The organism is Polynucleobacter sp. MWH-S4W17, from assembly GCF_018687535.1.
Classification (GTDB): Bacteria; Pseudomonadota; Gammaproteobacteria; order Burkholderiales; family Burkholderiaceae; genus Polynucleobacter.
Window position 1 is genome coordinate 121889 of record NZ_CP061295.1, and the last position, 24977, is coordinate 146865.

27 protein-coding genes and 1 tRNA gene are annotated in these 24977 nt (G+C 45.7%); 12 read left to right on the forward strand and 16 right to left on the reverse strand.

The window, feature by feature from the left end; all coding sequences use genetic code 11:
• The first annotated feature begins 66 nt into the window (after positions 1-66).
• The 5 genes from C2755_RS00715 to C2755_RS00735 all read left to right on the forward strand — a co-directional run bounded on the left by C2755_RS00715 (position 67) and on the right by C2755_RS00735 (position 3663).
• Entirely contained in the window at positions 67-678 is a 612-nt protein-coding gene (locus tag C2755_RS00715; RefSeq protein WP_028819209.1) for a glutathione S-transferase N-terminal domain-containing protein, read from the forward strand.
• A 29-nt stretch (positions 679-707) separates the two neighbouring features.
• A complete protein-coding gene (locus C2755_RS00720; protein ID WP_215321326.1) occupies positions 708-1115 on the forward strand; it encodes a ClpXP protease specificity-enhancing factor in 408 nt (135 codons plus the stop codon).
• An 18-nt stretch (positions 1116-1133) separates the two neighbouring features.
• Positions 1134-1209 (forward strand) — tRNA-Thr (locus tag C2755_RS00725).
• Positions 1210-1438: 229 nt separating this feature from the next.
• Entirely contained in the window at positions 1439-2152 is a 714-nt protein-coding gene (locus tag C2755_RS00730) for a hypothetical protein (protein WP_215321327.1), read from the forward strand.
• A 5-nt stretch (positions 2153-2157) separates the two neighbouring features.
• Entirely contained in the window at positions 2158-3663 is a 1506-nt protein-coding gene (locus tag C2755_RS00735; protein WP_215321328.1) for a tetratricopeptide repeat protein, read from the forward strand.
• On the opposite strand, the gene C2755_RS00740 is transcribed toward C2755_RS00735, so the two are convergent.
• A complete protein-coding gene (locus C2755_RS00740; protein ID WP_215321329.1) occupies positions 3660-4985 on the reverse strand; it encodes an MFS transporter in 1326 nt (441 codons plus the stop codon). The two genes, C2755_RS00735 and C2755_RS00740, sit on opposite strands and share 4 nt — an antisense overlap.
• Before the next feature lie 196 nt (positions 4986-5181).
• Between C2755_RS00740 and C2755_RS00745 the strand changes: the two genes are divergently transcribed.
• Entirely contained in the window at positions 5182-5766 is a 585-nt protein-coding gene (locus C2755_RS00745; protein ID WP_215321330.1) for a phasin family protein, read from the forward strand.
• Between the two features lie 90 nt (positions 5767-5856).
• On the opposite strand, the gene C2755_RS00750 is transcribed toward C2755_RS00745, so the two are convergent.
• The 5 genes from C2755_RS00750 to hemA form a co-directional block, all read right to left on the reverse strand.
• Positions 5857-7131, reverse strand: coding sequence for a DNA recombination protein RmuC (locus C2755_RS00750; RefSeq protein WP_215321331.1), 1275 nt, complete (start codon positions 7129-7131; stop codon positions 5857-5859).
• Positions 7132-7159: 28 nt separating this feature from the next.
• Positions 7160-7468, reverse strand: a complete 309-nt coding sequence (gene grxD, locus C2755_RS00755; RefSeq protein ID WP_072583421.1) for a Grx4 family monothiol glutaredoxin — start codon at positions 7466-7468, stop codon at positions 7160-7162.
• A 108-nt stretch (positions 7469-7576) separates the two neighbouring features.
• The gene (gene prmC / locus C2755_RS00760) at positions 7577-8407 is read right to left on the reverse strand and encodes a peptide chain release factor N(5)-glutamine methyltransferase (RefSeq protein ID WP_251368492.1); all 831 of its coding nucleotides are present in this window, start codon (positions 8405-8407) and stop codon (positions 7577-7579) included.
• 27 nt (positions 8408-8434) lie between these two features.
• Complete coding sequence (prfA, locus tag C2755_RS00765) at positions 8435-9514, reverse strand: peptide chain release factor 1 (protein WP_215321333.1); 1080 nt, start codon at positions 9512-9514, stop codon at positions 8435-8437.
• The gene (gene hemA / locus C2755_RS00770) at positions 9515-10831 is read right to left on the reverse strand and encodes a glutamyl-tRNA reductase (protein WP_215321334.1); all 1317 of its coding nucleotides are present in this window, start codon (positions 10829-10831) and stop codon (positions 9515-9517) included.
• A gap of 1 nt (position 10832) precedes the next feature.
• Here hemA and C2755_RS00775 point away from each other — a divergent pair, with 1 nt between their 5' ends.
• Positions 10833-11129: a hypothetical protein gene (locus C2755_RS00775; RefSeq protein WP_251368493.1), complete on the forward strand. Its 297-nt coding sequence runs from the start codon at positions 10833-10835 to the stop codon at positions 11127-11129.
• Here the strand turns inward: C2755_RS00775 and C2755_RS00780 are convergent.
• From C2755_RS00780 to C2755_RS00795, 4 genes are read right to left on the reverse strand one after another with little or no spacing between them, the layout of a single operon-like run.
• Positions 11118-11867 (reverse strand): uracil-DNA glycosylase, encoded by a 750-nt coding sequence (locus tag C2755_RS00780; protein ID WP_215321335.1) that lies wholly within the window; start codon positions 11865-11867, stop codon positions 11118-11120. The two genes, C2755_RS00775 and C2755_RS00780, sit on opposite strands and share 12 nt — an antisense overlap.
• A 6-nt stretch (positions 11868-11873) precedes the next feature.
• A complete protein-coding gene (locus tag C2755_RS00785; RefSeq protein WP_215321336.1) occupies positions 11874-13655 on the reverse strand; it encodes a M61 family metallopeptidase in 1782 nt (593 codons plus the stop codon).
• Positions 13656-13660: 5 nt separating this feature from the next.
• On the reverse strand, positions 13661-14377 hold the full coding sequence (locus C2755_RS00790) for a DsbC family protein (RefSeq protein ID WP_215321337.1): 717 nt from the start codon (positions 14375-14377) through the stop codon (positions 13661-13663).
• On the reverse strand, positions 14370-15635 hold the full coding sequence (locus tag C2755_RS00795) for an FAD-dependent monooxygenase (RefSeq protein WP_215321338.1): 1266 nt from the start codon (positions 15633-15635) through the stop codon (positions 14370-14372). Before C2755_RS00795 ends, C2755_RS00790 begins: the two co-directional genes overlap by 8 nt.
• A 40-nt stretch (positions 15636-15675) precedes the next feature.
• Between C2755_RS00795 and ychF the strand changes: the two genes are divergently transcribed.
• Positions 15676-16770, forward strand: a complete 1095-nt coding sequence (gene ychF / locus C2755_RS00800) for a redox-regulated ATPase YchF (RefSeq protein ID WP_215321339.1) — start codon at positions 15676-15678, stop codon at positions 16768-16770.
• A gap of 68 nt (positions 16771-16838) precedes the next feature.
• On the opposite strand, the gene C2755_RS00805 is transcribed toward ychF, so the two are convergent.
• Positions 16839-17189: a hypothetical protein gene (locus C2755_RS00805; protein ID WP_215321340.1), complete on the reverse strand. Its 351-nt coding sequence runs from the start codon at positions 17187-17189 to the stop codon at positions 16839-16841.
• A 106-nt stretch (positions 17190-17295) separates the two neighbouring features.
• On the opposite strand from C2755_RS00805, the gene C2755_RS00810 reads away from it, so the two are divergent.
• Complete coding sequence (locus tag C2755_RS00810; RefSeq protein WP_215321341.1) at positions 17296-17865, forward strand: hypothetical protein; 570 nt, start codon at positions 17296-17298, stop codon at positions 17863-17865.
• Here the strand turns inward: C2755_RS00810 and trpC are convergent.
• Genes trpC through rpe form a run of 5 tightly spaced genes read right to left on the reverse strand, consistent with a single transcriptional unit; the run spans position 17846 to position 22485 of the window.
• Positions 17846-18649, reverse strand: coding sequence for an indole-3-glycerol phosphate synthase TrpC (gene trpC / locus C2755_RS00815; protein ID WP_215321342.1), 804 nt, complete (start codon positions 18647-18649; stop codon positions 17846-17848). The two genes, C2755_RS00810 and trpC, sit on opposite strands and share 20 nt — an antisense overlap.
• A 10-nt stretch (positions 18650-18659) precedes the next feature.
• Entirely contained in the window at positions 18660-19685 is a 1026-nt protein-coding gene (trpD, locus tag C2755_RS00820) for an anthranilate phosphoribosyltransferase (protein WP_215321343.1), read from the reverse strand.
• Between the two features lie 19 nt (positions 19686-19704).
• A complete protein-coding gene (locus C2755_RS00825) occupies positions 19705-20271 on the reverse strand; it encodes an aminodeoxychorismate/anthranilate synthase component II (RefSeq protein ID WP_215321344.1) in 567 nt (188 codons plus the stop codon).
• A complete protein-coding gene (trpE, locus tag C2755_RS00830) occupies positions 20255-21760 on the reverse strand; it encodes an anthranilate synthase component I (RefSeq protein ID WP_215321345.1) in 1506 nt (501 codons plus the stop codon). Before trpE ends, C2755_RS00825 begins: the two co-directional genes overlap by 17 nt.
• Complete coding sequence (gene rpe / locus C2755_RS00835; RefSeq protein WP_215321346.1) at positions 21760-22485, reverse strand: ribulose-phosphate 3-epimerase; 726 nt, start codon at positions 22483-22485, stop codon at positions 21760-21762. The genes trpE and rpe overlap by 1 nt, the downstream gene beginning before the upstream one ends.
• A 49-nt stretch (positions 22486-22534) precedes the next feature.
• Here rpe and apaG point away from each other — a divergent pair, with 49 nt between their 5' ends.
• The 3 genes from apaG to C2755_RS00850 all read left to right on the forward strand — a co-directional run bounded on the left by apaG (position 22535) and on the right by C2755_RS00850 (position 24973).
• Positions 22535-22909 carry a Co2+/Mg2+ efflux protein ApaG gene (gene apaG / locus C2755_RS00840; RefSeq protein WP_215321347.1) on the forward strand — a complete coding sequence of 125 codons (375 nt, stop codon included), beginning with the start codon at positions 22535-22537 and terminating at the stop codon, positions 22907-22909.
• A gap of 130 nt (positions 22910-23039) precedes the next feature.
• On the forward strand, positions 23040-24170 hold the full coding sequence (locus C2755_RS00845; RefSeq protein WP_215321348.1) for a murein transglycosylase A: 1131 nt from the start codon (positions 23040-23042) through the stop codon (positions 24168-24170).
• Between the two features lie 26 nt (positions 24171-24196).
• Positions 24197-24973 carry an enoyl-CoA hydratase gene (locus tag C2755_RS00850; protein WP_215321349.1) on the forward strand — a complete coding sequence of 259 codons (777 nt, stop codon included), beginning with the start codon at positions 24197-24199 and terminating at the stop codon, positions 24971-24973.
• Positions 24974-24977: the final 4 nt, after the last annotated feature.

A 24977-nucleotide genomic window follows, 5' to 3' on the forward strand; every position in this document is an offset into this window, starting at 1 on the left:
TAGTAAAAAGATTTAACGCTAATGTGCGTTTGTTGTATCGAAGTAGAAATTTAAGGAAATAAATTTATGATGGTGTTGTACTCGGGTACTAACTGCCCATTCTCGCAACGCTGCCGTTTGGTGCTTTTTGAAAAAGGCATGGATTTTGAAATCCGCGATGTCGACTTGTTTAATAAGCCTGAAGATATTTCAGTAATGAATCCTTACGGCCAAGTACCTATCTTGGTTGAGCGTGATTTAATTTTGTACGAGTCAAATATCATCAATGAATATATTGATGAGCGTTTTCCTCACCCACAATTAATGCCACCTGATCCAGTAGCACGCGCACGCGCACGCCTCTTCCTCTTCAATTTTGAGAAAGAATTGTTTGTGCACGTAGCCGCTTTGGAAAATGAAAAAGGTAAAGCTGCTGAAAAGACTCATGAAAAAGCACGTTTAGCGATTCGTGATCGTTTGACTCAGTTGGCACCGATTTTTGTTAAAAACAAATACATGTTGGGCGATGAGTTCTCTATGCTGGACGTAGCGATTGCGCCATTGTTGTGGCGTCTTGAGCATTACGGCATTGATCTGTCTCGCAATGCAGCGGCTTTGCTGAAATATGCTGAGCGCATTTTTAGCAGACCTGCGTACATCGAGGCTTTGACTCCTTCTGAGAAGGTAATGCGCCGCTAAGCATTTTTAGCGGTACATGACTCGTCGGCATGTCTGACATTCCAAGTAATAAACCGTATCTAATCCGTGCCCTACATCAGTGGTGCACGGATTTTGGTTTTACGCCCTTCATAGCGGTTTTTGTTGATGCCAGGGTAGAGGTGCCTATGGAATTTGTGAAGAACGATGAGATCGTTCTGAATCTTTCCCTGGAGGCATGCCATCAGCTTGCGATAGAAAACGATTGGATAAGCTTCCAAGCGCGATTTGGTGGAATTCCAAGAAAGATCATGGTCCCAGTCACCCATGTTCTAGCAATCTACGCCAGGGAAAATGGTCAAGGGATGTCTTTCCCGTTTGATCCTGCCCAGGCCCGAGATCTACATATTGCTGACTCGACCGATGGCGCCCCTGAAAAGCCCAAAACCACAAGACCATCCTTGACGATTGTGAAATAGGATAAAATATCAACCGTTGCCCCTTTAGCTCATCTGGTAGAGCAACTGATTTGTAATCAGTAGGTGGTCTGTTCGAGTCGGACAAGGGGCACCAATAAATATAAGGCTCACTGCTTAACTGCTAGTGAGCTTTTTCTTTGCTTACGATTAAGTATCAACGTAAGAATATACGTTGCCCTGAATTTTGGTAATTGCTCTCAAGTTCTCTCATTATTTTCGTAGGAATAAGTCTGCCTTCTTGGGTGGAGTTTTATCAAAATAATTGGAGCTAGAATATTAGGCATAGATTTAGGAATCGATCTGCATAACAGAAAGAATACAAATTGAGCTCCATTGTTTTGATTACAACTGCAAATACGCCCCCAAAGAATGTTCCATTCTTGAAGATGACTAATGCTGCTGCACGTCTTTTAACTGCAAAAGCGGCAGCTTTTTTTTGGGCTGCCCATGGAATAAAAAAAATTGTTATAGCTGATGCAACTGGCGGGCAGTTGCTTACCAATGAAGAAATTGTGCTTTTAAAGCAGATGGATGTAGATGTTGAGCTAATAGCTTATACCCAAGATGATAATTTGGTCAAAGCTAAAGGCAAGGGATACGGGGAGGGCCTGCTAATTCAATTTGCACTGAATAACTCTAATTTTTTAAAAACGGCAAACAACTTTTTTAAGTGCACTGGAAAGGTTTACTGCCGTAATTTTGAGACAATATTCGAGCTAATAATGCAAAATAATATACAAAATATTTTTTGGCGATATCTTGGAGAGGGAGATGGATTACAGGCCTGGGCTGACATGAGATTTTTTTATACCTCAAGAAGATTTTGTGAGGAAATATTAGTTCCTGCCTATCTTGGTTCCGATGACAGCAAAACATGTGTTGAGCATTTAAGTTTCATTGCTCTTAATGAAAATGTGCCGCAAGCAAAAGCATTAAGGCCGCTACTCTCAGGATTTGCGGGTTATACAGGCAAACCATATTTTGATTCAGGTTTGGGTTTCTTAGACACAAATTATCCTTGTTGGGTGGGGGTCTAATTTGAATGAATTATGAGGCGCAAATCCTTTTCAAAAATTCTATACGTCATATTCATGAGGGTCAGCTAGACCATGCAAAGATATTGCTTGTAAAGGCGCGCAATTTAGATAAAGCCAATTCAGAAATTATTAGACTTTTAAGCGTCATTGCTGCTCTTGAATATGACTTTATCAATGCACTTGCATTGATTGATGAGTCGATTGAATTGTCGCCTACAAATGGGGTAGCCTATAGCAATCGCGGCAATATTCTCAAGGAATTATTCCGACATGAAGAAGCTATCATAGCCTTGGATAAAGCAATCTCATTGGCGCCTGACTATGCTGAAGCCTACAACAATAAAGGTAATGCACTTCAAGAGCTGCATCGTTATGAAGAGGCGCTCCTTTGGTATGACAATGCAATACGGTTGCAACCTGACTATGCTGAAGCCTATAGCAATAAGGGCAATGCTCTGGGCCTACTTAACCGGTATGGGGAGGCCATGGAGCATTATGACAAATCAACTGCAATTAGCCCTCAATACATTGATGCTTATTGGCATAAGGCATTATCTCAATTGCCGAATGGTGATTTTCAAAATGGTTGGCAGAATTATGAGTCTAGATGGTTTAAGTCAAACCCCGTCTCGCTTCGTTTTGCCGATATTCCAAGGCTGGAGAGTCTTAGTAATATTGCGGGAAAAGAAATTCTGATTTGGGCGGAACAAGGCCTTGGAGATAGCTTGCAGTTTTGTAGGTATATCCAGCCGCTAAGCGAATTGGGCGCACACGTTACCTTTTTAGTTCCTCAGCCACTTTTGGGTTGCTTTAAGTCTTTAAGAGCGCATTGCCATCTTGTCGATAATCTTGAGATGCCATTAATTAAGTTTAACTATCAGTCACCTTTACTAAGCTTACCCTTAGTGTTTGGAACTACTCTAGGCTCGATTCCGTGTGAAATTCCATATTTAAATTACGAACAGTCAAAGAAGGAGGCGTTTGAGAAATTACTTCCAAACGCTGGCAACTTAAAAGTTGGCGTTATCTGGAATGGCGGGTTTCGAACGGGTGCCCCCATGCTTTGGGGTGTTAATAAGCGCCGCAATATTGAATTGGATCAATTTGTAGCGTTGAAAGATGTTCCTGGCGTGGAGTTCATTAGCTTGCAAAAAGGCGATCCTGCCGAATCGGAATTAGCCGCCAGAAAAGATCAAGTTTGGCCTGAACTGATAAATTGCGTTCATTTACTCAATGACTTCGCAGATACAGCCGCTCTTATGGGGTGCTTGGATCTGATCATTTCAGTAGATACCTCTTCAGCACATTTGGCTGGCGCACTTGGTAAGCCGGTATGGATTCTTAATCGCTACGATTCTTGCTGGCGCTGGTTAAGAGGCAGAGAGGATAGCCCCTGGTATCCAACAGCAAAAATCTATCAACAAAAACAGCCGGGCAATTGGGATGATGTCATTGCGCGTGTAAGGCTTGATTTGAATGATCTGGCACAAAAGAGGAGCACGGAACTTTAAGTGTTGAGATCAACCCTTTTGGTTTCCGGTAAGTAAAAGAGCGCCGCAACCCCTGCGCTTGCCAAAAAAATAGTTGGATACCAAAGGCCAGCCGTAGCCGTTCCCCATTGTTGATTTAACCAAGTGACAATCAGGGGTAGTAGACCACCAATCCAGCCGGCCGCTAAATTATGAGGAAGCGTTGCAGCACTATTGCGCGACTTGGCTGGAAACAATTCTGCCAACAACGCTGTTTGTGGACCGATTACTAATGCCAAAGCAAGAGATAGGCATGCAAGAATTGCACTAATGAGCAGAAGAGTCTCATTATCACTTGTCTGTTGATAAGTATTGCCTAAATATTGAAGCGCATTAAATGCTGGAATCGTAATGGCGGCACCAAAAATGAGACCACTAACGACAACAGCCTTGCGCCCCACCTTATCAGAGAGCCAACCCGCAAACACAGTGAGCGGCAATAGACAGAGCGTTGAATACAGGCTGAGTTGGTCGACGATTTGGGGTGCCAATTTAACAGATGTTTTTAAAAAGATTGCCGCATAAATCTGTACGCAGAAAAAAAGAACGGCGCCACCAGATGAAATGCAAAAGAATAGTAAGAACATTCTCTTGCGAGTCTCGGGATTCCGAAAATTACTCATTAAAGGGCTGTCAATTTTCTTGCTCTCTTTGGTGAGCTCTAAAAACACAGGTGTTTCTTCTAGAGCCATCCTTGCTTTAAAGGCGATTAGCAAAAGCGCAATCGAAATCCAAAATGGCACACGCCAACCCCAAGATTGAAATTCTTCTGGCGATAACTGGCCTCTAAGCAATGCAATTTGCAGGGTGGAAAACAGAATGCCAAGAGGACCCATGAGTTGGAGGAAGCTAGTCTTAAATCCCCTGTGCTCGGCACCGGCATGTTCGGTGAGGTAGACGGCACTACCGCCGATTTCACCGCCGGCAGAGAGCCCTTGAAGCAAGCGTAGGGCAACCAACAGGATGGGCGCCCAAATACCTACTTGGGCATAAGTAGGTAAAAAGCCGACGCTCACGGTTGCCAGCCCCATTAGGGCAATGGTGATCATAAAGACGGGTTTACGGCCGATCCGATCGCCCATAGAGCCAAATAAGGCTGCTCCAATAGGTCTGACTACCATTCCAACGCCAAAAGTCGCTAGGCTCGCTAAAAGGGCTGTATTGGGGTCTGCTGAGGGAAAGAAGAGCGGTGCAAAAACCACTGCCAGCGTTGCAAATGTCAGGAAGTCATACCACTCTAAAAAGGTTCCAAAACAGGCTGCAATAGCGACTTTTCGATATGAATGGGAATTCTGATTTGACATTAACTTATTGATTTTATTGAGTTTATTATATTTCTGGAATATATTTGTTGCACAGCAGCAAAAACCTCTTGATTTGCCCTATCCCTTCAGTTACAGTTTGATGGTGCAGTGCAATATTTAAGGTATCTACAGTTTTCCATCTCTTAAATCGTGTGCTTAATTGACAAGTTGTACCACTTAATTTCTGGAGAAATACATGAACCAAGATCAAATCACCGCTAAATTGTCCCAAATTAACAGCAAAGGCCTCGAGGCTACATTTTCTTTGAGCGAAGCTGCTTTGGAAAATGCTCAAAAATTGGCTGAACTGAACTACGCTGCTTCCAAAGATGTTTTGGTTAATGCTCAAGACGGTATTCAACAAGTATTGACAGCTAAAGATCCTAAGCAAGTTACTGAGATGTTAAATGCTGAAACTTTGCAATCTGCTGGCAACCAAGCTGTTGCTTACCAAAAGAAAGTTAGCAAAGTATTGCGCGATAGTAATAAAGAATTTGTAAACGTAGTTGATGCAAGCATCGACCAGTTGCAAGATGGTTTCCAAGATTGGATCAATACTGTTGCCGCTAATGCACCTGCCGGTTCAGAAACTTTCTTGTCTTCATTCAAGACTGTATACGGTAGCGCATTGCAAGGTTTTGAGCAATTCCGCGCTGCAAGCAAAGAAGCTTTTGCCACCGCAGAAAAAACTGCTGATCAAGCAATCGAAACTGTACAAGGTCAAATCGCTCAAGTTAAGAAAGCTGCTACACCTGCATCACGTAGCCGTAAAGCTGCTTAATTGATTAAGAATTAATTAAGTATTAAGTAATAGATTTAAAACTAAAAACCCCGCCTAGTGCAAACTGGGCGGGGTTTTTAGTTATCTAAATTATTCAAAATCTGCAGAGGACTCAATCAGGGGCGGAGATAAATTCTTACTGGGCTTCACGCCTAGTTCCCGCACCTTTTCAGCAGAGCGGATGAGGTTGCCCTTGCCGGTTTTTAGTTTATTGAATGCATCGTGGTAGCTGGTTTGCGCTTGATCTAATCGCTGGCCAAGCTTCTCTAAGTCATCTACAAAGCCTACAAACTTATCGTATAAATTGCCACATTGTTTCGCAATTTCTAATGCATTACGATTTTGATGATCCTGTCGCCATAGATGGGCAACTGTTCGCAGCGTGGCCATAAGAGTGCTTGGGCAGACCAACACAATATTTTTTGCCAGAGCTTCTTGATATAAGTTGGGTGCGGTTTTTAATGCTAGTAAGAATGCGGGTTCTATAGGTACAAACATTAAAACAAAGTCTACTGAACCCACTCCATAAAGCGAGCTATAGTTCTTTCCTGAAAGGCCTTGAATATGCTGACGCAGCGATTGGATATGCGCAGTCAACTCTTGCTCAGCAACTATAGGGTCTGTAGTTTCAGCATGACGGGCATAGGCTGTAATCGATACCTTGCTATCTACAACCAGACTTCTGCCCTCAGGCAGTTTAATCACGACGTCAGGCTGTAGGCGCGAGCCATCAGCTTGGGTGTGGCTGTCTTGCACAAGATACTCTTCACCCTTGCGAAGGCCAGAGGACTCGAGGATGGATTCCAGTACCAGCTCACCCCAATTGCCTTGAACCTTAGAATCGCCCTTTAATGCTTGGGTTAAAGAACGTGTTTCATCTGACATGCGCAGATTGAGATTGGCCAAACGCTCGATTTCACTTTTGAGCGCATGGCGCTCACGAGCTTCATTGCCATAAGAAGTGCTGACTTGCTCTTTAAATTCAGTGAGTTTGGTTTGCAGGGGTTTTAATAGAGCATCTAGACTCGCTGCATTTTGTTCGGTAAAGCGCTTAGACTTGTCTTCCAGGATCTCATTGGCTAAATTTTTGAACTGATTTGTCAAAGCCTCTTTAGCTTCATTAAGTGATTCAATTCTGCCTAGACCTTGTTTGCGTTCAGAGTCCAGCTCCGCTTCAAGGCGAATCGCATTTTGTAGTGCTTGGTCACGCTCGGTACGCAAGCTAAGCCCTAGGGCAAGCTCTGTTTGAGCTTGCAGCTCAACGCGAGCAAGGGTAGAGCGCAGGTTTAACGCATAAACTAAAAGGCCTGCACAAACTCCAAATGGCAGGCCAAATAATAGAAGAGAGCTTAAATCAAAAGTCACAGAGTCAAAGTCTCAACGAAATTCTTGATTAAGCTTTAACGAGTTTTTGGAGTTCGCCGGACTGGAACATTTCGGTCATGATGTCAGAGCCACCAATAAATTCACCATTGATATAAAGCTGGGGAATCGTTGGCCAATTTGCAAACTCTTTAATGCCTTGACGAATACCGGCATCTTCTAAGACATTTACTGTGTGAAGATTTTCAACACCACTAGCACGCAAGATGTTGATGGCATTTCCAGAAAAACCGCATTGTGGAAACTGCGCAGTTCCCTTCATGAACAACACCACTGGGTGGCTAGTAACGATTTCTTTAATTTGAGCTTGTGAGTCCATATATATTCTTTCTACTAAGTATCTACTGCGGCAGTCTTATTGCAAAGACGGTTTGAAAATAAGGTTTTATTGATTTTAAGACTTAATGTGAAAAAAGGTTATTTCAACCTATTTTCTGCCCGAGGCAACCCGGTAATGGCCGCCTAAATCCAGATGTGCTTGTACATCCTGAAAACCCGCTTGCTGCATGAGGGCTACAACTGCTTCTGACTGGTTAAAGCCATGCTCAACCGCTAGCAGGCCATTGGGATTTAGATGGTGTTTGGCGCCTGAAATAATGCTTTCTAAGCAGGTGAGTCCGTTGCCATGATCAGTTAGGGCGGAAATTGGCTCAAAGCGCAAGTCACCCTGGCTTAGGTGTGAATCTTGGGATGTTATGTAGGGTGGATTACTCAAAATGACATCATAAGAAGCGCTGGCTTCTATCGCCTCATACCAGCTTCCCTGAAAAAACTGTACTCGAGACTCCATATTTAAGAGCTTGGCATTTATTTTGGCAATATCTAGGGCTTCTATGGCTTGATCAGTCGCTGTAAGTTGCGCGTCTGGGGCTTCATGCGCAATGGCTAAAGCTATGGCACCCGAGCCCGTCCCTAAATCCAAAATATTGGTCGGAGCATTCAAACGTGTGATTTCACGCAAACCAATTTCTACTAAGAGCTCAGTTTCGGGGCGCGGTATCAGCACCCCAGGAGCAACATAAAGCTCAATATTGTGAAAGCCTCTTTTGCCAATCAGGTAGGCGATCGGCTCGCCCTGTATTCTCTTGGATTCAAGCATTTTCCACTCTTCAAGCGCCTTAGCGTTGAGCACCAAATCATCGCGTGATAGCAGAGCAGAGCGTGGAAGTTGGTAATACTTTTCAAGGACATAAGCCATCAGAATTTTTGCCTCAGCAGGGGCAAGTACTGAATTACTCAATAGTGAGCGTAGGCTCAAATCCTGATTCACAGATTTCGTGATCGCTTAACTATCACCAAGGGCAGCAAGTAACTCTGCCTGATGTTCAGATGCTAGAGCATTGCAAAGATCGTCGATGTCACCATCCATCATGGCATCAATTTTATAAAGTGTGAGATTGATGCGGTGGTCGGTAATACGACCTTGCGGAAAGTTATAGGTACGAATGCGGTCGCTGCGATCGCCCGACCCAACCAGCGACTTCCTGGTTTGCGCCTCAAGTTGATGTTTCTCACGCTCTCTAGCATCCATGATGCGGGAAACCAATACCTTCATGGCTTGTTCGCGATTACGGTGCTGACTACGATCATCTTGGCATTCAACTACAGTGCCGGTAGGTAAGTGAGTAATACGCACGGCAGAATCTGTTTTATTAATATGCTGACCGCCGGCACCTGAAGCGCGGAAGGTATCGATACGCAACTCGGCGGGATTAATTTTGACCGCCTCAAGTTCGTCTGCTTCTGGCATGACTGCCACAGTGCAGGCTGATGTATGAATACGACCCTGCGTTTCTGTTTGCGGTACGCGCTGCACACGATGGCCACCAGATTCAAACTTAAGACGTGAGTAAACAGACTGACCGACAAGGCGAAGAACAACTTCTTTGTAACCACCTAAATCAGATTCAGCAGCACTCACCATTTCTACTTTCCAGCCTTGGCGTTCAGCAAAGCGGCTGTACATGCGAAGTAGATCACCAGCAAAGAGTGCGCTCTCGTCACCACCAGTGCCCGCACGAATCTCCAAGAAAACGTTACGATCATCATTTTCATCTTTAGGAAGTAAGAGCTTTTGTAATTTGCCTGCAAGCTCTTCCATCGTAGCTAAAGCCTGCTTCTGCTCATCATCAGCAAAGTCCTTCATTTCAGGATCTTTGCGCATTTCCTCTGCCGCTTGGGCGTCTGCCTCAGCTTGCTTGTAGAGGCCAAACTGCTCTACTACGGTAGCAATATCTGAATGTTCACGTGTGAGCTTCCGATAAGCATCCATATCTTTGGTTGCATCTTCGGAGGTTAATAAGGAGTTAAGTTCGGCTAAGCGCGTGTCTAGGTGGTCTAGCTTAGCCCGCATACTGGGCTTCATCTAATGGTCTTCTGGCTTGGAATGCGAGGCGAATAGTTTGGGTAACAACTTAATCAAGGCGTCACGCTCAGCGCCATTAGAGTGTTGCAGTGCATGGAGTGAGCCATGCAGAAATTTATTAGTTAGACCTTGTGCCATGGCATTGAGAACTTCTTGTGGATCATCGCCACGCATCAAGCGCTTCATCGCCCGCTCGAGTTCAAGTTGACGCAAACGTTCACCTTGCTGCTGAATATCCTGAATCAGTGGAACTGCATTACGACCTTGCATCCAATGCATAAAGTTACCAACACGATCTTCGATGATCGCTTCAGCTTGGCCAACTGCTGCTTGACGTAAGCTGGCGCCAGTCTGAATCATTAATCCTAAATCATCAACGGTGTAAAGATAGATGTCATCTAGTCTGGAGATTTCAGGTTCAAAATCTCGCGGCACTGCTAAATCAATCATGACCATCGGCTTGTGGCGACGCTGTTTTAGAGCGCTCTCCACCATGCCCAGGCCAATGATGGGTAATGATGAGGCAGTGCTAGAAACAATAATGTCGAACTCATGTAGGCGCCCTGGGAGCTCCGAGAGCTTAAAGGATTCAGCTTCAACGTCTTGCGAGGAAATGGAGTCTGCGAGCTCTTGACCGCGCTCTATCGTGCGGTTAGCAATCGCCACATTCTTCGGTTTGCGCGCAACAAAATGCGTTGCGCATAAAGTAATCATCTCACCGGCACCAATGAACAAAATCTTTTGATCTGCAATTTTTTCAAAGATGCGCTCTGAGAGACGAACAGATGCTGCAGCCATCGAAATAGAGTGCGCGCCAATTTCAGTAGAGCCGCGTACTTCTTTGGCGACTGCAAATGTTTTCTGAAATAGTTGATTGAGATAGGTTCCCAATACGCCAGCATCATTTGCGGTGCGAACCGCATCTTTCATTTGGCCTAAGATTTGTGTCTCACCAATCACCATGGAGTCTAAACCGCACGCAACTCTGAAGGCGTGTCGCACTGCATCTGATTGCGGTAATGAGTAAATGTGAGGCTCAAGACTGCTTGGGGCAAGCTGTTGAGTTTTGGCCAACCAATCGAAAGTAGCTTCATGCAAAAGACCTGCGGCACTGGCATCATTTGCGGCACAGTAGACCTCAGTGCGGTTGCAGGTTGACAAAATTGTGGCTTCGGGAAGCCCGGCCTGATTCGCGCCAACTAAATGTTGGCGAAGGTCGTGCAACGCTTCTTGAAGAAATTCAGGGTCAAAGGCGACCTTTTCCCGAATGGCGACCGGCGCTGTGTGATGATTGATGCCGAGTGTCAACAACTTCATAATGGCAATTATAGATTTGATGGCAGCATTAATGGGGGTATCAATGGGGTTTTTGGCTTTTCTGGTGATTGGGGGTGTTTCTGGGGTGTCAGCCGGGATTTTTTACCCCGGAGCTTCTGGTGGGGTCAATCCCGGCAGGATTCTGATGACCTTCTTACTAGGATCTATTGCGGCGGCGGCTAGCTCGTATGCAGGGCAGTACTGGGATCTTTTCCAATCTGGGCAAATCCTCGAGTGGGCCAGCGCTATTTTTGCTGCCTGCGCAGTGGGGTGTGTTTTTGCTGCTTTAGCTAAATAAGTCAGCGCGATTGTTCGTCACCCACTGAATAGGCGCACTCTTTTGTTCAATCAGCCATTGATTGGCTTTAATGAAGTGATTGCAACTAGCCTTGCCTCCAGGCTCCAAAAAAGGCTTATTCGTCTTGTATACGCCAAGTCCAGATGGATGGGAGGATTGCAATATCAAAGGATTCTGACCACCTTCAATGAGTGGCAGCTTAGATTGGGCATGACCACCCCATAGCATCCAGACAACATGTGGTCTTGTTTTGGATAAAGCGCTGATCAAATGATCAATTAAGCTTTTCCATCCTAGACCCGTATGACTGCCGGCCTCGCCCAGCTTGACACTCAAAGCAGTATTGAGAAGTAGCACTCCTTGCTCGGCCCAATTGTGAAGATCACCATTTGGTAAAGACCCAAAACCTTCTAATGCCAATGCTTTACTGATATTGCGTAGTGAGCTGGGAAATTCTCGTGAATTGACTGCAATTTCAGCGGGTATCGAAAAGGCTAGTCCTTGAGCCAGCCCTGGTGAGTGATAAGGGTCTTGGCCCAGGATCACCACCTTTACTGAATCAACGGGGCAAAGTTTGAGAGCTTTAAAAAAGTTCTGAGGCTCGGGTCGAACAATTTCAGCATCAAGAGCGGTCTGTAAATTTTTTTCTAGTGAGCGCCAATCTGCTGACTCGAAATAATTCCCTAGTAATTCTTGCCAATCCTTTGGGATATCGTCTTTTGAAAATAGTGCTTTCAATTTCGATCAGACATCTTTCTTGGGTGTCAGTTCATATTGCACAGGTAGCTGGGCAGATTGCATTGAAACCATGCGCTCATGCTCTAGATCATCGCGATAGAAAGTAATGCGGGCATGGGAGTTTTCAGAAAGACTGCCTAAGATTCTGTCCCAGCGGACGCCAGTGACACGCTGACCATCAATACTGGCTAGTAAATCACCAGCTGATAGGCCTGCTGCTTGAGCAATCCCGCTATCAAGCACATGGGTAACCTTAAGCCAGCCATTGGCATCTGTATGGCGTATCCCAAACTGTAGCTTGAGTTTTTCCAGCGTAGATTGAGATTTTGTTTTTACAGAAATGAGATTTGAGCCAATCCATTTTTGCAGAGGAATATCTTCTGTACCAAAAATATAGCGGGCCTTCATTTCATTCCAGGTCTTGCTAAAGCCATTTCCTAGCAATTCAAAAATCAAATCATCTAGTCCGTCTTCTGTAATGCCATCCAAGGTGACGCCATGCTTATTCCAAAGTAGGCGCATGAGGTCGTCTAGAGACTGTTTATTTTTAGTGAATGCCCGAATCTGTAAATCAAGACCAAGTGCAACTAAGGCACCTTTGCCGTAGTAGCTGACAACTGAATTTGGCGTGTTCTCATCCGCTTGGTAATACTTGGTCCAGGCATCAAAAGAGCTGTCAGCTAAGCTTTGCTTGTGGCGCCCGGGACCGCGCAAGATCCCGTTCCAGTTATCCGCAACGAGTTTGAGATAAGTCTTAAGATCAATTCGCTTGCTACGCAGTAGTTGAAGATCATCGTAGTAACTGGTGAAGCCCTCAAACACCCATAGTAAGCGAGTGTGATTACGTTTAGCCAGATCATACGGTTGAAAGGCTTTTGGCTGAATACGCTTAACCAGCCATGCATGAAAATACTCGTGACTACAGAGGCCTAAGAATTCTCTATATGCAGATTCTTCAAAGAGAATATTTTCTTGGGGGATTTGATCGCGCCTACAGAGTAGTGCAGTGCTATTGCGATGCTCAAGGCCGCCATAGCCATTTAATGCCGCGTTAACTAAGAAAAGGTATTCATTAAAAGGGGCGCGTTTAGATTTTGGCTCAAAGAGGTCAATGGTGCTGGCACAGATTGCTTGTAAATCTTGTGCAAGACGTTTGGCATCAACAATATGATTGCAGCCCTGTACTGCCATGCGATGAGCTACACCATTCGATTTCCAGTGCACAAGTTGGAACTCGCCCATAGCCACGGGGCGATCCAATAGATCATCATAATTTTGTGCCAGATAAAAACCAAACCCACGCTCATCTGTCTTCGCTGCCCTCAAGGTAGTTTGAACCGTCCAGTGGTCAGCAAAGGCAAGTTCCGGCGGGGTGATGGCGAGTGAGCAAGGTAAATGCGCTTGCCCTTTGACAGCTAGACATAGGCTGGAGGCGTTAAAGAAGGCGCGTTCGGTATCGAGATACGCTGCACGTACTGAAGTATCAAAAGCATAAACAGTGCTGAGCACCTCTATCGGACCATTACATGGCGGTAAGCGCCAATGGTCATTATCAATCCGTTCGAGTGCTATTTTTCTCTTGGCACCCTCTACTGAAAACGCTTCAATTGATTCGACATGTTTACTGAAATCACGAATTAAATAACTACCTGGAATCCAGGCTGCCATTTGTAGCACCTGGCCTTCGGGGTCGGGATTGGCAATATGCAGCTTGACGCGAAAGTGATGGCCGTGGAGGTCTGCCGGCCAGACCGTATATTGAATCGCAGGTAAGTCGGCATGGTTCATGATATTTATTTCAGAGAGCTAAATTTCTTTTCGATATCGTTAATTTGCACTGCGCCAGGGAAACGGCTGCCATCAGTAAAGAATAAGGTCGGCGTGCCCGTGATTCCATAGGTCTTTGCGAAAGCCATATTCTTATCTAGTGGTGTGCTGCACTCTCCCTTACCGCTAGGCGCGATGCCATTCACCATCCAATCTATATATGTTTTATAGGGATCAGAAGAGCACCAAATTTGCTTTGCTTTTTGGGTGGAGTCTGGCGACAGAATAGGTATTAAGTAGGTATAGATCGTGATGTTATCTAGTTGTTGCAATGACTTCTCTAGGCGTTTGCAATAGCCACAGTTTGGGTCGGAGAATACTGCCAGCTGGCGACTGCCATTGCCGCGAACATTTTTAATCGCATTGGCAGGTGTTAAATCACTCCATTTAATACGGTTTAGGTCTGTCTGCCTTTGCTCGGTAATATTTTTACCTGATGCGAGCTCAATGATCTCACCTTGAATTAGGTACTTCCCAGTGGTGTCGGTATAAAAAATATCGTTACCGACCAATACTTCATAAAGTCCAGAAACTGGGGCTGGCGAAACACTTTTTACTTTGGCATTGGCGCCCAACTTCTTTTGGATCTCAGCCCTTAATTGCTGTTCTTGTTGTGCGTGAAGTGGGCTAGTGCAGAGCAGGGCGGCGCCAATAAATGCAATCGCAGATAACAATTTATTCAAAATCAATTTCTCCTAAAGCGCGTTCAATTAAGCGCTGTTTTATAAAGTGGCTTTTGTTCACGAGACCTAAACCCCAGTTGCGGAGCTGGCGTTCAGTGCTACTGCTTGCAGAAAATAATTTCTTAAGTTTATCGGTCACCCATAAGAGTGCGCTAGTGTCGCCTTGGCGTTGTCGTTCATAGCGCCGAAGCAATACTAAGTCACTAGGCGAACGGAAGGATTCACGCTTGCCCAAAATATTCAGCAATACCGCAACATCTCGCAGCCCTAGATTCAGGCCTTGCCCAGCCAGCGGATGCATGACATGGGCAGCATCACCAATGAGTATGACCTTAGGAGAGAAATCTGGCCCAATAAATCGTTTGGCTCGAATCTTTCTTAAGGGGAAGGCTGCAGGTACTGAGTTCAGGGTCAATTCACCCAATTGTTTAGCAATTGCACCATTAGCAATGGAAGAGAATTGATCCAGCCATTGCACTTGGTCTAGCTTTAATAAATCCGCTGCATGTTCTGGGGAGGTGGACCAAACCATTGAAACTTGTTTTCCTGGCAAGGGCAGCATGGCCACGATATCGCCGCCTGGTAAAAACCACTGAAAGGCAGTTTCTAAATGGGGATAGTCACACAGCCAATTGGCAACTACTGCACTTTGTGAATAACTTTCTTCACTCGCGCTAATACCCAATTGATTGCGTATTGGTGAGTTGGCGCCATCAGCTGCAATCACGAGTTGCGCACGAATGCCCCCACCATTTTTTAAATGCAGAGTACTTCCATCAGCATCAACCTGCATTCTTTCGACAACATCATTAATGCGCTCTAACTTGTTCTGAAAGCGCGAAGCTTGATCGATGGTGTGCTCAATTAAATTGGCCTCTCCAATCCAAGCAAGTTGTGGAGTGCCCGCTTCAAATGCAGAAAGATGGAGATGGTCACTCTTTTCGCCTCGATCACCGTAGATGCGCATATCTCGGACTGCTTGCAGGCGGCTGTGATCAATTGCATCCCAAATGTGCAAATGAGCCAGTAATTTTTGGGTGCTAGGCGAAAAAGCGTAGATTCTTTGGCCCCATTGAGTGCCTTGCGGGCTTGCAACGTTTTGTCCTAAATCGGGGGCAATTTCAATGGTTTGTAACCCAAGCTGGGCTAGACCTAGGGCGCAAGCCTTACCAGTAATGCCTCCGCCAACCACGACAACGTCTACTGTGCGGATTTGGGCGTGGGATTTAGATGCGTTATTTGGGTGAACTTCTGACATAACTCGATGATATCGAAACCAGCCCCTTTACAATAACGGTATGTCTTTGAAATGTGGCATCGTCGGCCTGCCTAACGTCGGCAAATCTACCCTCTTTAATGCGCTTACCAAGGCTGGGATCGCAGCGGAAAACTATCCTTTCTGCACGATTGAGCCTAATGTGGGCGTTGTTGAGGTTCCTGACCCCCGCCTAGCCGCCTTGGCTGAGATCGTAAAGCCTGAGCGCATTCTGCCTGCAGCAGTCGAATTTGTCGATATTGCTGGTTTGGTAGCTGGCGCCTCAAAAGGCGAAGGTCTTGGCAATCAGTTTTTAGCGAATATTCGTGAAACTGATGCTATTACCCATGTCGTCCGGTGTTTCGAGGATCCCAACGTTATCCACGTCGCCGGGAAAATTGATCCCATTGCTGATATTGGTGTGATTGACACCGAATTGGCTTTATCGGACCTGGCAACGGTTGAGAAAACCCTGAATCGCTCAAGCAAGGCCGCTAAGTCTGGCAACGATAAAGAGGCTGCTGCTTTGGTTGCCGTTCTGAATAAAGTTCAGACTCATCTAGATTCTGCTCTGCCAGTGCGCAGTTTGAATCTCAATGATGATGAAAAATTATTGATTAAACCGTTGTGTTTGATTACCGCTAAGCCCGCGATGTATGTTGCGAACGTCAAAGAAGATGGCTTCTCAAATAATCCACATCTCGAGGCCGTGAAGCAACATGCCGCAAAAGAAAACGCTCCAGTCGTTGCGGTATGCGCTGCGATTGAAGCAGAAATCGCCGATTTAGAAGAGGCCGACAAGATTGAATTTTTGGCTGACTTAGGAATGGAAGAGCCAGGCTTAGATCGGGTGATTCGTGCGGGTTATTCGTTGCTTGGTTTACAAACCTATTTCACGGCTGGAGTTAAAGAGGTTCGCGCTTGGACTATCCATGTTGGCGATACAGCACCTCAAGCGGCCGGCGTGATTCATACAGACTTTGAGCGTGGCTTTATTCGTGCTCAGACAATCTCCTACGAAGATTTTGTGCAGTTCAAAGGAGAGTCTGGTGCCAAGGAGGCCGGTAAGATGCGCGCGGAAGGTAAAGAGTATGTTGTTAAAGATGGAGATGTATTGAACTTCTTGTTTAACGTCTAAGGCATTCTTATTTGTCCAATAAAAAAGCCCTTTTCAGGGCTTTTTTATTGTGTAGTGGGGCTAAGTGATTAAGAGGCTTTTGCTGCCTTCTCTAAACATTTAGAAATTTCTTCATAGCGCTTTAGAGCAATCTTGGTGGGCAATACTTCTTTTTTACGACCATCAGCATTAGCAACCATTTTGATATAGCCCAAGGCGCTGAGATTTTTGAGGCGACCATGCAAGGTAGCTTGTGAGCCTAGGTCTGAGATGGAGATCAAATCACCAACCAAAATTGCTTGCTTGGCATGGGCGCAAGAAACAATCTTATCGAGCAAACTCTCTTCGATGCAATCCAGCTTCTTGCCTGGGTTGATTCGATCAAGAGCATCAATCAAGTTGAGGAACTTGATGTAGGGTGACGGTTTAGTAGATGACATATTTTATATTTATTTATATTAGCTTTTGGGCTAATACTAGTGTATTCCCTTGGTCTGATTTTAGCAATTGATGCGCATCAATAAAAATTAATCCATACTAATAACAATGTCTAAATTATTTGCAATTTCTTCAGAGTGGTTTATTGGATGCGCCATTAGTGCGTTGGCGTACACATTTCTTTTTTATTTCAACAACTGGTTAACAAGTGATATCACTTTTAGCTTAGGGGTAAGTTGGATTTATCTGCCTGCTGGCCTCCGCCTATTTCTGACTTTGATTTTTGGTTTACCTGGCGCCATCGGAATTACTGTAGCCTCATTTTTAATTAGCTATTACGGCGATTTCCCGCATGATTTAACGCTGTGTATTGGTGTTGGATTAATTTCGGGGTTTGCGCCTTATTTGGCTAGATTTTTTGTTTTTAGCAATCTTCGCCTCGAGTCAGACCTAAGTAATCTCAATTTCCCCAAACTCATTGCTTGTATTTTGACTTATGCCTTGCTTTCCGCAGGCTTACATCAGTGGTGGTTCGCTACGATGACCCTGGAAGATACGGGTAGCGTGAATCACTTTGTAGTGATGTTTATAGGCGATGTGCTGGGTTCACTGCTGCTGATCTCTTTGATCAAATACTGCCTAGATCTACTGCGTAAGACTAGGAAAACAGCTCACTAAGGGCTGCCCCTGGATCTGTGGCGCGCATAAATGCCTCCCCAACCAAGAATGCATTGATTTGATTGTTGCGCATGAGCTCTACATCAGCGCGACTCAAGATGCCAGACTCTGTTACTAAGGTTTTGTTATCCGGAACCATGGACATTAGAGAGAGGGTGGTTTGCAGTGTTACCTCAAAGGTCTTGAGGTTTCGATTGTTAATGCCAAGTAAAGGTGTTCTGAGTTCTAGTGCTTGCTCTAATTCTAGGGCATTGTGAACTTCGACTAAAACATCTAGACCTAATTCATGAGCGCAAGCCTCAAGCTCTTTCATTTGATTTAATTCTAGACAAGCCACGATTAGCAGGATTGCGTCGGCGCCAATCCCACGAGCTTCATAGACTTGATACGGATCAATGGTGAAATCTTTACGCAAAACAGGAATATTGCAGGCGGCACGAGCTTGCTGCAGATAGGCATTGCAACCTTGGAAATAATCCACATCAGTGAGTACTGATAAACAGGCTGCACCATGCTTTTCATAGGACTGGGCAATGTCCGCTGGTATGAAGTTTTCACGCAAGATACCTTTACTTGGACTGGCTTTTTTAATTTCAGTAATAACGCCTGCCTTGCCGGCAGAAAGCTTGTTCTTAATAGCTGAAATAAAGCCTCTTGGCTTTAAAAGGGCATCATGATTATTGGCTTCAGCTTGCTCACGTTGATTGGCAAGCGACATTTTCTGCAGACAGTTAGCCACTTCTATCTTCTTAGTGGCAACAATTTTATCGAGGATATCACTCATGAATAATCAATTATTGAGATTGGGTTGCTACAACAAAAGCATCTAACTTTTGACGTGCCGCTCCAGTTGTAATGGCTACTTTAGCTAGGGCAATACCGCTAGCAATGTCTTTTGCTACTCCGGCTACATATAGTGTGGCGCCGGCATTAAGGCAGACGATATCGCTTGCAGGCCCGGGTTTGCCATCGAGTACATCCAAGACTGTCTGCTTGGACTCTTCAGAATTAGCCACTTTAAAGCTGTTGGTGGGCGCGGTATTTAAACCAAAATCTTTTGGATGAATTTCATATTCACGCACTACGCCATCTTTAAGTTCGCCAACTAAAGTTGGACCCTCTAAGGAAATTTCATCTAGGCCGTCTCGCCCATACACAACGAGAGCGTGCTCCATTCCCAGGGCTTGTAATACGCGTGCCTGAATACCAACTAGGTCAGCATGAAATACACCCATCAAAATTCGCTTGGCATCAGCGGGGTTGGTGAGTGGGCCAAGGATGTTGAAGATAGTCCGGACGCCGAGCTTCTTGCGAATAGGCACAACATTTTTCATTGCTGGATGATGGTTAGGGGCAAACATAAAGCCTGCGCCTACCGTTGAGATGCACGTGGCGACTTGCTCGGCGGAAAGAGCTAGATTTACGCCGAGCGCTTCTAATACATCTGCGCTACCTGATTTGCTGCTCACGCTACGATTACCATGCTTAGCGATCTTTGCTCCTGCACCGGCAGCCACAAACATCGCTGCAGTTGAGATATTGAAGGTGTGAGCGCCATCACCGCCTGTGCCCACCACATCCACCAAGTGCTTGCGGTCATCCACCTTTACTGAGGTAGCAAACTCTCGCATCACTTGTGCGGCAGCAGCGATCTCACCAACGGTTTCTTTTTTAGTGCGTAAGGCAACCAATAATCCTGCCACTAACTCTGGCGCCATTTCACCGCTCATAATGAGCCGCATCATGGCTGTCATTTCATCATGAAAGAGTTCGCGATGTTCAATGCAGCGTTGGAGGGCTTCTTGCGGGGTAATTGACATGGCGCTGTTGACAGACTGTTTATTTGTTTTGTAAAAAATTCTTGAGTAAGGCGTGGCCGTGCTCAGAGAGAATAGACTCTGGGTGAAATTGCACACCCTCAACCGCGAGCTCTTTATGGCGTACACCCATGATCTCACCATCAGATGAAGTGGCAGTCACTTCTAGCATTGCAGGTAGAGAGCTTTTCTCAATAGCCAGTGAGTGATAGCGAGTGACCTTAAATGGATCTGGCAAATTCTTAAATACACCCACACCTGTGTGATGAATGCTGTCGGTCTTGCCATGCATGACTTTTTGGGCGCGAATGACTTTGCCGCCGAATGCTTCGCCGATAGCTTGGTGCCCCAAGCAAACCCCTAGGATCGGAATTTGACCTGCGTAACGCTTGATGGTTGCGACTGAAATACCTGCCTCAGAGGGGCTGCATGGCCCAGGTGAGATACAAATACGCGCGGGATTCAGTCTAGCAATCTCTTCCACCGCAATTTCATCATTGCGGAATACTTTCACCTCTTCACCAAGTTCTGCAAAGTATTGAACGAGGTTGTAAGTAAAAGAATCGTAGTTATCAATCATTAGGAGCATCAAGTCCTCCTTGTACCAAATCTGCTGCCGTCAATACCGCGCGAGCCTTAGCTTCCGTTTCTTTCCATTCAGCAGTCGGATCAGAATCAGCCACTACCCCAGCACCGGCCTGGGAGTGGAGTATGCCGTCACGGATCACGCCGGTACGAATCGCAATGGCCACGTCCATATCACCTGAGAAAGACAGGTAACCTACTGCACCACCATAAACACCACGCTTCACAATTTCCATCTCATCGATGATTTCCATCGCTCGAATTTTTGGCGCGCCTGATAGGGTGCCAGCCGGGAAGGTCGCTCGCAATACATCCATATTGCTCATATTGTCCAAAAGATGGCCCTCCACTGAACTCACGATGTGCTGAACGTGGGAGTACTTCTCAATAGACATGGAGTCAGTAACTTTGACTGAGCCAGTTTTGGCAATGCGGCCCACGTCATTACGGGCTAAATCAATCAACATCACATGTTCAGCAATTTCCTTGGGATCAGCCAAGAGTTCTTTGGCTAAACGCTCGTCTTCTTCTGGATTGGCTCCGCGAGGACGGGTGCCGGCTAGTGGCCTGATAGTCACAATCTTTTCGGCAGCCCGTTTTTCTTGGCGTACCAAAATCTCAGGAGATGAGCCAACAATTTGCATATCGCCAAAGTCATAGAAGTACATGTATGGCGATGGGTTGAGCGAACGCAAAGCTCTGTAGAGAGCTAATGGTGAGTCCGTAAATGGCTTGCTAATACGCTGACCGATGACTACCTGCATACAATCGCCAGCCAAAATATATTCTTTAGTTTTGAGCACTGCCTTTTCAAAATCTGCTGCTTTGAATTTACGAATGAGTTCAGTTTTAGTGCTTGGTAAAGATGCCGGCATATTTGCTGGCTTACTAAGACAGGCGAGTAATTCTTTTAAGCGATCTTGTGCTTTTTCAAAAGCATTAGCAATGCTCGGATCTGCATAAACAATCAAATAAATTTTGCCAGCAACGTTATCAATCACTGCCAACTCTTCAGTCAACATGAGCTGAATATCAGGTACACCTAATTCATCTGCTAGTTGATTTTTGGCTAAACGTGACTCGATATAGCGAACGGTGTCATAACCAAAGTAGCCGGCAAGACCACCGCAAAAGCGGGGCATGTCAGCTTGTAAAGCCACCTTAAAACGCTTGAAATAAGCATCCACAAAATCGAGTGGATTATCAGTATTTGTCTCAACTACTTTTCCATCAGTCACTACTTCGTTGACTGGTATTGAAGGGGTGCCAACAGTTCTGACAATGGTCCTGGCCGGCAGGCCAATAAAGGAGAAGCGGCCGAAACGCTCGCCACCTAAAACAGACTCCAATAAGTAAGTATTGGTCTTGCCAAACGCTTGAGTCAGCTTGACGTAGAGTGATAGCGGAGTCTCTAGATCTGCCAGAACTTCTTTGACCAAGGGAATACGATTGAAACCCTGCTTTGCTAGGGCGTTAAATTCTTCAAGCTGCATTATGCTTTTCCTGACTTTCCTAATTCAGTGCGCATTGCTTGAATTACTTTTCCATAATTTTCTTGTGCGTAAATTGCAGAACCTGCAACAAAAGTATCTGCGCCTGCTCGCGCTACTTCTGCAATGTTATCGACTTTGATTCCACCATCTACCTCAAGACGAATATGTCTACCAGTTTCAGCCTGGTAGCGATCGAGGCGTGTGCGTACTTGAGCAATTTTATTAAGGGTGCTCGGAATAAATGACTGGCCACCAAAGCCTGGGTTGACTGACATCAGCAAAACCAGATCGAGTAATTCCAGAGTGTGATCGAGATGATCCAGTGGTGTAGCTGGATTCAAAACGAGACCCGTTTGGCATCCTTGATCGCGAATCAAGTTCAATGTGCGGTTGACATGAGGGCTTGCTTCGGGATGAAAGCTAATTAAATTGGCACCTGCTTTGGCAAAGTCAGGGACGATACGATCTACCGGCTCGATCATTAAATGCACATCGATCACCGCAGGTTTGCCATCGTTATTTGCATAAGGACGAATCGCCTCACAAACCAACGGGCCAATGGTGAGGTTGGGCACATAGTGGTTATCCATCACATCAAAGTGAATCCAGTCAGCGCCTGCCACTAAAACGTCCTGAACTTCCTTGCCAAGGCAGGCAAAGTCAGCCGACAAAATGGATGGGGCAATAACAAATTGACTATTTGAGGATGATTTTTGGCTTTCCATCCCTAGATTCTAGCTTGCAGTTGGCCTTAGGATAGAGCAGAATTCGTCCATGAATCCCCACGAAATGAGCATTACCGTCAAAGCCCAGTACCTTCCTGAGCAATCTGACCCCGATAACCGCCAATTTGCCTTTGCTTATACGGTAACTATCCGCAATGCGGGGACTGCCAGTATTCAGGTAATTGCCCGACATTGGTTCATTACGGATGGGGATAACGATGTCCAGGAGGTCCGAGGCCTCGGCGTTGTTGGGCAGCAACCGCTATTACGCTCTGGAGAGCATTTTGAGTACACCAGCTGGGCAACTTTGCCCACTCCGGCCGGAACGATGCGCGGGGAGTATTTCTGCGTGACTGAGGATGCCCAGTTCTTTCAGGCCCCTATCCCAGAGTTTGCCCTGGTAATGCCACGTACCCTGCATTAACGTAGGGTAGCGGGAATACTATTTTTTGCCCTTGCCCGTCCAAAGGACAATAAATAACAAAAGTCCTAAGGCCACGGCGCCTTCGAAAGCAAACAGTAGCATTGGGTATTCATCGAGTAAATTGGCAATCATGATTTCTAAATTTAAATTAGTTCCGTTAAGTGTATTCGCTATTCTCATGACTAGCTTGATTGCTGGATGCTCTACGCCTCCCACTCGGGGTACGGGATATCGTTCAAGTGGTTCCGGCGCTTCGCCATCAAGCTATAAATCTTCGATTGCAAGCTTTAGTACTGTCTCTTGGCAGGCTTTACCTGGATGGCAAGATGACGATTTATCTCAAGCCTGGCCTGCATGGTTAAAAAGTTGTGAAGCCTTGCACAAAAAAAGTGGTGATGTGAACTGGCGTTCAGTGTGTACCCAGGCTGGTAATGTATCTAGCCGTGATACACAGGCTATTCGTACATATTTTGAAAATAATTTTCAAGCTTATGAAATTCGCAATAGCTCCGGTAGTGACACGGGCTTAATCACGGGCTATTACGAGCCGTTAATGAATGGCTCACAAACTCGTACGAGTACTTATAACGTGCCGCTCTACGGCTACCCTAATGCTTGGCGCAAATCAAAACCTACCCCAGGCCCAAGCCGTGCCGAGCTAATGAGTTCTGGTGTCTTGCAGGGTTCTGAAATTGCCTGGGTGCAAGATCCAGTAGCGGCAGCATTTATGCAAATTCAAGGCTCTGGAAAAATTCGTCTTGAGGATGGACGCATCCTGCGTCTGGGTTTTGCGGGCACTAATGATCAGCCTTTTAAATCCTTTGCTCAGTGGTTGCTTGATCGTAAAGAAATCACACGCAGTGAGGCAACGATGCAAGGCATTTCACAATGGGCCAAAAGAAATCCCGGCCAAGTAAATGAAATGCTGAACGCCAATCCCCGTTTTGTTTTCTTTAAAGAGTTACCTAGCAATGTCTCTGCTGATTTAGGCCCTAATGGCGCTCTCGGTGTTCCGCTCACAGCTGAGCGCAGTATTGCAGTAGATTTACAAGCCTTGCCACTGGGCGCGCCTGTCTTTTTAGCGGCCACCAAACCATTAAGTAGTCAGACTTTGCAAAAGCTGGTGATGGCGCAGGATACGGGCAAAGCAATTGTGGGTGGCGTCAGAGCGGACTACTATTGGGGATCCGGAGATGCTGCTGGAGAGATAGCGGGTCGTATGAAACAAAATGGCAGGATGTGGTTGTTGTTGCCACGTTAATTAATACTTTTCACCGAAAGAAATTCATGAGCTACAAAACTATTTTGACTGAAGTGGATGGTAAGGTTGCCACCATAACTTTGAATCGCCCTGAAGTGTTAAACGCCTTGAACGACCAGCTCATGGAGGAGCTTGGCGCTGCATTATTAGCATTTGACGCAGACGACAATATTGGTTGCATGATCGTTACTGGCAGTGAAAAGGCATTTGCTGCTGGGGCGGACATTGCTTCAATGGCTAAGTATGGTTTGAAGGATGTTTATCGCGGTGATTTCATTACCCGCAATTGGGAAGAGATCAAAAAAGTACGTAAGCCTGTAATTGCTGCTGTCTCTGGCTATGCGCTTGGCGGCGGCTGTGAGTTGGCCATGATGTGCGACACGATCATGGCAGCGGATAACGCGAAGTTTGCACAGCCTGAGGTGAAGTTAGGCATCATTCCTGGGGCTGGAGGCACACAACGTTTGCCTCGCGCGGTATCCAAAGCAAAAGCGATGGATCTAGCTTTGACGGGGCGCATGATGGATGCCGCTGAAGCTGAGCGCTCTGGTTTGGTTGCAAGGATCTTCCCACAAGCAGATTTGCTGAAAGAAGTTAAAGCAATTGCCAAAGGAATTGCAGATATGCCTTTGTTAACCACAATGATGGTGAAAGAAAGTATCAATACTGCTTATGAAACCACTTTGTCTGAAGGTATTCATTTTGAGCGCCGCCTCTTTCATGCTTGCTTTGGAACGAATGATCAGAAAGAAGGTATGGCTGCATTCATGGAAAAACGCCCAGCCAAATTTACCAACTCTTAATTCA

Excerpts from the sequence above, each read along its gene's own strand:
- C2755_RS00715 (WP_028819209.1), top strand. The coding sequence starts at position 67 with ATGATGGTGTTGTACTCGGGTACTAACTGCCCATTCTCGCAACGCTGC.
- C2755_RS00745 (WP_215321330.1), top strand. The coding sequence starts at position 5,182 with ATGAACCAAGATCAAATCACCGCTAAATTGTCCCAAATTAACAGCAAA.
- C2755_RS00850 (WP_215321349.1), top strand. The coding sequence starts at position 24,197 with ATGAGCTACAAAACTATTTTGACTGAAGTGGATGGTAAGGTTGCCACC.
- grxD (WP_072583421.1), bottom strand. The coding sequence starts at position 7,468 with ATGGACTCACAAGCTCAAATTAAAGAAATCGTTACTAGCCACCCAGTG.
- trpE (WP_215321345.1), bottom strand. The coding sequence starts at position 21,760 with ATGCAGCTTGAAGAATTTAACGCCCTAGCAAAGCAGGGTTTCAATCGT.
- C2755_RS00805 (WP_215321340.1), bottom strand. The coding sequence starts at position 17,189 with ATGTCATCTACTAAACCGTCACCCTACATCAAGTTCCTCAACTTGATT.
- C2755_RS00825 (WP_215321344.1), bottom strand. The coding sequence starts at position 20,271 with ATGCTCCTAATGATTGATAACTACGATTCTTTTACTTACAACCTCGTT.
- C2755_RS00720 (WP_215321326.1), top strand. The coding sequence starts at position 708 with ATGTCTGACATTCCAAGTAATAAACCGTATCTAATCCGTGCCCTACAT.
- C2755_RS00795 (WP_215321338.1), bottom strand. The coding sequence starts at position 15,635 with ATGTCAGAAGTTCACCCAAATAACGCATCTAAATCCCACGCCCAAATC.
- hemA (WP_215321334.1), bottom strand. The coding sequence starts at position 10,831 with ATGAAGTTGTTGACACTCGGCATCAATCATCACACAGCGCCGGTCGCC.
- trpC (WP_215321342.1), bottom strand. The coding sequence starts at position 18,649 with ATGAGTGATATCCTCGATAAAATTGTTGCCACTAAGAAGATAGAAGTG.
- ychF (WP_215321339.1), top strand. The coding sequence starts at position 15,676 with ATGTCTTTGAAATGTGGCATCGTCGGCCTGCCTAACGTCGGCAAATCT.
- C2755_RS00785 (WP_215321336.1), bottom strand. The coding sequence starts at position 13,655 with ATGAACCATGCCGACTTACCTGCGATTCAATATACGGTCTGGCCGGCA.
- rpe (WP_215321346.1), bottom strand. The coding sequence starts at position 22,485 with ATGGAAAGCCAAAAATCATCCTCAAATAGTCAATTTGTTATTGCCCCA.
- prfA (WP_215321333.1), bottom strand. The coding sequence starts at position 9,514 with ATGAAGCCCAGTATGCGGGCTAAGCTAGACCACCTAGACACGCGCTTA.
- C2755_RS00775 (WP_251368493.1), top strand. The coding sequence starts at position 10,833 with ATGGCAATTATAGATTTGATGGCAGCATTAATGGGGGTATCAATGGGG.
- apaG (WP_215321347.1), top strand. The coding sequence starts at position 22,535 with ATGAATCCCCACGAAATGAGCATTACCGTCAAAGCCCAGTACCTTCCT.
- C2755_RS00810 (WP_215321341.1), top strand. The coding sequence starts at position 17,296 with ATGTCTAAATTATTTGCAATTTCTTCAGAGTGGTTTATTGGATGCGCC.
- C2755_RS00845 (WP_215321348.1), top strand. The coding sequence starts at position 23,040 with ATGATTTCTAAATTTAAATTAGTTCCGTTAAGTGTATTCGCTATTCTC.
- trpD (WP_215321343.1), bottom strand. The coding sequence starts at position 19,685 with ATGTCAATTACCCCGCAAGAAGCCCTCCAACGCTGCATTGAACATCGC.
- C2755_RS00740 (WP_215321329.1), bottom strand. The coding sequence starts at position 4,985 with ATGTCAAATCAGAATTCCCATTCATATCGAAAAGTCGCTATTGCAGCC.
- C2755_RS00735 (WP_215321328.1), top strand. The coding sequence starts at position 2,158 with ATGAATTATGAGGCGCAAATCCTTTTCAAAAATTCTATACGTCATATT.